Source organism: Candidatus Phytoplasma sp. AldY-WA1 (assembly GCF_020312115.2).
Classification (GTDB): Bacteria; Bacillota_I; Bacilli_A; order Acholeplasmatales; family Acholeplasmataceae; genus Phytoplasma; species Phytoplasma vitis.
The window spans coordinates 1-5091 of the sequence record NZ_JAHRHX020000041.1 but is presented as its reverse complement, the minus strand read 5'-3'; the positions used below and the strand labels follow the sequence as shown (position 1 = coordinate 5091).

The 5091-nt window shown below is 26.1% G+C and carries 4 protein-coding genes; all 4 read left to right on the top strand.

From position 1 onward, the window contains the following. Positions 1-943, top strand: a 943-nt coding sequence (locus KTO59_RS03315; protein WP_284928621.1) for an AAA family ATPase, incomplete at its 5' end; no start/stop codon positions are given. Positions 944-1101: 158 nt separating this feature from the next. Then, a complete protein-coding gene (locus KTO59_RS03310) occupies positions 1102-2652 on the top strand; it encodes a hypothetical protein (RefSeq protein ID WP_284928620.1) in 1551 nt (516 codons plus the stop codon). A gap of 61 nt (positions 2653-2713) precedes the next feature. Next, a complete protein-coding gene (locus KTO59_RS03305) occupies positions 2714-3349 on the top strand; it encodes a hypothetical protein (RefSeq protein WP_284928619.1) in 636 nt (211 codons plus the stop codon). Between the two features lie 98 nt (positions 3350-3447). Then, the gene (locus KTO59_RS03300) at positions 3448-4896 is read left to right on the top strand and encodes a hypothetical protein (protein ID WP_284928618.1); all 1449 of its coding nucleotides are present in this window, start codon (positions 3448-3450) and stop codon (positions 4894-4896) included. The last annotated feature ends 195 nt before the right edge of the window (positions 4897-5091 follow it).

The window sequence follows — 5091 nt, the reverse complement described above, 5'->3', positions numbered from 1 at the left end:
GGCAGCAAACAATTTAAATTCATTCCAATCAGAAGATGACGATGAAATACCACAATTTAAACCAGCTGATTCTAATAAATTCTTATCATTCGATAAACTAATCGGATTCAAAGAAGAATTAACAGCTTGTGATGGATTTTTAGACTATTTAAAAAACAAGTCAAACTATCAAGACATCGGAGATGTCGAAGCACCGTTAGGAATATTAATGTACGGATGTCCAGGAACAGGAAAAACAACATTAGCTCGTGCATTAGCAAAAGAGACTAAACTACCATTTTTCGAAGTAAGCAGTTCTATCTTTTCTCAAAAATACAAAGGACTTGCACCACAAATGGTCCAAGACTTATTTGCAGCAGCAAGACAAACAGCTGAAAAAGAAAACGGAGCAATTATCTTTTTAGACGAATGTGAAACTATTTTTACTGATTTAGGTTCACTAGAAGCTGGTTCCGAAATTGCAAACGTTGTTAACCAATTTAAAACCGAAATGACATCAGTTGATAACAATCCTGAAAAACCAATCTTCGTCATTGGTGCAACTAACCACGTAGAACAAATCGACGAAGCAATCAAATCAAGATTCACTTACAATATCGAAGTTAAACCAGGAAGCAAAGATGAACGTCAAAAAATGTTAGAATTCTTAATTAACAAACGTAAAAATCCATATTGTCAAGCATCAAAAGATTATTTATTCAATGTTATTAACGAATCATTAGACCGTTTACCAAAAGAACAAGAATTTTTAAAAGCAAATCGTACACTCGAAAACCTTTTAAAAACGACAGTCAGTGTATTCGCAAGAAATCGTGGAACTGATGAAAATAAAAGAACAATAATTCAAAAAGAAGATTTACAACAAGCATACAAGATGATTATTTCACCAAACATTGATGTGTTAAATCAAATAGAAAAAGAATTAACATCTCAATCTAAATAATTTTAAAACCCGTTTACACAACTAGGTTTTTGAGAAACCTAGTTGTGCATATATCAATCCTAAGCAGCACATAACACAAAAAACAAAAGACTGCAAAGAAAAATAAAAAAAATCATACTAATTTTAAAAAAAATCAAAAAAAGAAAGGAAAATTAAACATGATTTCAATAACAACATTGTTATTTTCAAATTATAAAACTATATTTGCACTTGTGTCAATTATACCTATTTTATTTCTAATTTATGGAATGTATAAATTTTCGTTAAAGAAAATTATTATTTCAATTGCAATAATAATTGTATTATTATGCGCTTTTTTCTATCTAACTAAAAGAGAACCATCTTCAAAATACGCAGCTTTATCAGTCAATAAACTTGACAATACAATTCACAAATTAGAAAATATCTATGACAATTTTGAAGGAAAAAAATCACAATTGAAAGATGAATTAGCAAAAATTGATGCTGAATTAATAGAATTACAAGGAGATTTAACATTAACTCAAGAACAAAAAGCAAAAATTAAAGAACTTTTAGACAAAAACGAAAATAAAATTAAAGAAATTAACGACAAAATAAAAGATAACGATAAAGAAATTTGTCTTTTAAACGGAGAACTAACAAACTTAGAAACAAAAAAGAAACAAAAAGAAGATGAAATTAAACAAAAAGAAGAACAAAAAGCAAAAACACAAGATGAAGATGTACGTAGACAATTACAAAAAGAAATTGATGAATTAACTAAAGAACTACATGAAATTGTAGATCAACTTCATCCAATTAAGCAAAAAATTAAATCGTTAGAAATTCAACGTAAAAAGTTTAATGACATGTTAGCTCGCGCTGAAAAATACAAACGAGAATTAGAACGTAAATATGACGACTTAACTACTAATGAAAAATCAATTTTAGGTGAAATTAAAACAGTGCAAGAACGTCGTGCAGAATATCAAAAACTAATTAATGAAGCAGAAGAAAAACAAAAAGAATTAAGAAACAAAATTAACGAATTAAAAATTGAATTAAAATTAGCAACGCAATGTAAACTTGAATGGGACGATTACGATATGAAAAGCAAATGGAGTTTAGGAAATCTTAAAGGAGCTATTATTCAAGGATTTGAAATTTATCAAGATATACTTCCTATGAAAGCGTTTGTAAATGCATCAAAAATAGGTGCAAAAACAATTGCAAAAATTGCAATTACAGCATCCGAATTTCGTCGTGGTTATGATATGATTAGAGGAAATTATTTCAACGATGATGGTAAACCGAAAATGATGAATAAAGATACATATGACGACGTTTGTAAAAGATGTGATAATGAAATTGAGAAATACGAAAAAGAAATAGACAATTTTACAAAAAAAATTGAAGATTTCCAAAATAAACAAAAAGATGTTAATTTGAAAAGAGAATGGAAACAAGATGACGATGTAAACGAAGAAATTAAAGAGCAAAAAATGGGTAAATTAGACGATTATGCGGACCTTGTTTCAAAATTAGAAGATAATTTAAATAATAATGAAACACCTGAAAAGATGATATTTTTACAAGAAACATTAAACATTAATCGTGAAAACAAATTAGATGAAATTGAAACTCGAAAAGAAGTTTTAAAATCAAAACAATATAATAAAATGACAGATATAAGAAAACAAAAACATTGTACTAGAATGTTAAAAAAATTAGAAACAATAAAACACTAATTATTATAAATTAATTTATAATTTTTAGTGTAAATATTTAAAGAAAGAAGAGAAAAAAATCATGAACTCAAAACAAATAATTATAACATCTATTATTTTAATAACTTTAATCGGTGCTAGTTGGTATTGTTTTAAAAAATTCAAGCCAACAACATCAAATCCACAAAATGAACCAATAAATACTATCGAAGAAAATGACGATTTAATTCAAAAAACTGAATCAACTTCAACTGAAAAATCAAAAAAAACTGAATCACCAAAAATTGAAGAAAAAGAACAAACTAAAAAAATGATTTCACAATTAAAATTTAATGAAATTAAGACTTATATTTTTTCTCAATACAATGACGACACTTTACCAGCTGATTTGAGTCCAATTGAAAAGACTAAAATTGAAGAACTTAAATCATCTTTTCAAACTGCTTTTCAAGAAAATCAAATTAAAGTTGAAAAGCGACAAAAAATCATTGATGACCATAATAAAAATTTATCAGAAATTGCAACTAAACTTCAAAAACCAAATATTTCACAAACTGAAATTAAATCATTAGAAATTCAACGTAAAAAGTTTAATGACATGTTAGCTCGCGCTGTGAAATATAAACAAGATTTAGAAAGCAATTTTAATAAATCATGTATTGAAGATGACGGTTTAAGCTTAATTGTAGAACTTAACAAACTTTATGAAATCAATTAATTAAAATTAAGGCACATATTTTATATGTGTCTTTTTTTTATATTTTAAATTTAAAAAAAATATCGATTTATTCAAAGAAAGGAATTAAATTATATGTCATGAATATTAAAAAAATTGTTATTCTAACAATTATCTTTTTATTATGCATTTTATCTATTTTTATTATTATAGCAACTACTAATTATTTTTTTACTGAAAAACAAGAATTAATTCAATTTGCTGATTTAGAAGAATGTAAACGAGAATGGTTGCAAACACAACGTCCATTACAAAGACACGACATTTATGTCATGTCAAAACACGAAATTCCTGAATACATGAAAAATTTTAATATTGACGTTGATACACCATATAGACCAGCATATAATAGTTATAATAATGAAAGTTTAATTTGGTATTTAAAAGAACCTGAAAATGGACTTTTAGGTATATATTTTAAACCTCGATATAATCCATTTAAAACAATATATCCAGCTGATGACTATGAATACACTCTCGACGATTTATTAAAATATGAATTAGAAATTTCGGACGCATACGTTTTTTGGGACGCAAATATAAAAGATGATTTAAATACAACTATTTTACATCATAAAATAGAAATTTGTAAAGAACAAAACAACATTATATATAAAACAAATTCAATTCAAAAAGATTTATTTGATGATAACATTACTAATAATAAAATACGTGTTAATTTAAATTGTTATAATTTAACTTCAACAGCAGGGTTATCTGCTTCATTTAATTCTAATAAATCAGATTTTTATGGATATAAAATCGAAGCTGTGTATTTTGACGATGGATATCGTCTCGAATATCCTGATATAAGTATTGATAATTTAATTCGACTTGGAAATGGTGCTAAAACCATTCATCTTTATAGTTTTGTTGTTATTGATAAATTAGATTTGTATAAAAATGACGAATGTGATGATCCATATATTGCAATTCGAGAATGGAAAAAAGCAAACAATTTATTTAACAATCCACAAGTGATAGCAAAATCTGGTTACGCTTGGCAAATAAGAGGTGAAAAATTTATTTTAACACACACTGTTGAAACAGAAAAAGAAATTTATCATATAGCGTTCACTTCTAATTATACCAAAGAATTACAAAAATGGAAAGATCAATGTTATATTAAAAAAGATCAATTTTATACAGCGCAAGAAATACGAAATAAACTTGGTCGTACTAACAAAATTATTTACGACGAATGTGGTAACAAAAAGAATTATGGATATGTTGAAGGATTTATTTTCGATGATTGGTATGTTGATGGCAAAGAATGTATTGGTTCAGAAAATCGTTTTGATCATTATTATGACACAACAAAACCACCAAAAATACCAATCAAAAATAATAGTTTAGTGACAAGAGAAACAGACCCAGATGCTGAAAGATTTTTTACTTTTCATTCGCATGATCTTGGTATAACTTGGCCCCAAAAAGAAGTTGGTGACGAAAGAATAGTTAGAACAGCAGTAAGCAATTTAAAAGCCAAAAAAATAAACAAAACAGTAAAAATACATAAAAAATTATAAAAATTAAAAGTTCTCATTTTTGAGAACTTTTTTTATTAAGAAAGGAACAAAAAAAAACATGAAACAATACCAAACAAACTGGTTAACTGAAATTTCAAAATTTATCATATTTCGCATTTTTATTTTATTACCATTTTACATAATTTATCTTTTATTCAAAATTTATGTTTTTTCATTAAAGCTAAGCATTAATCA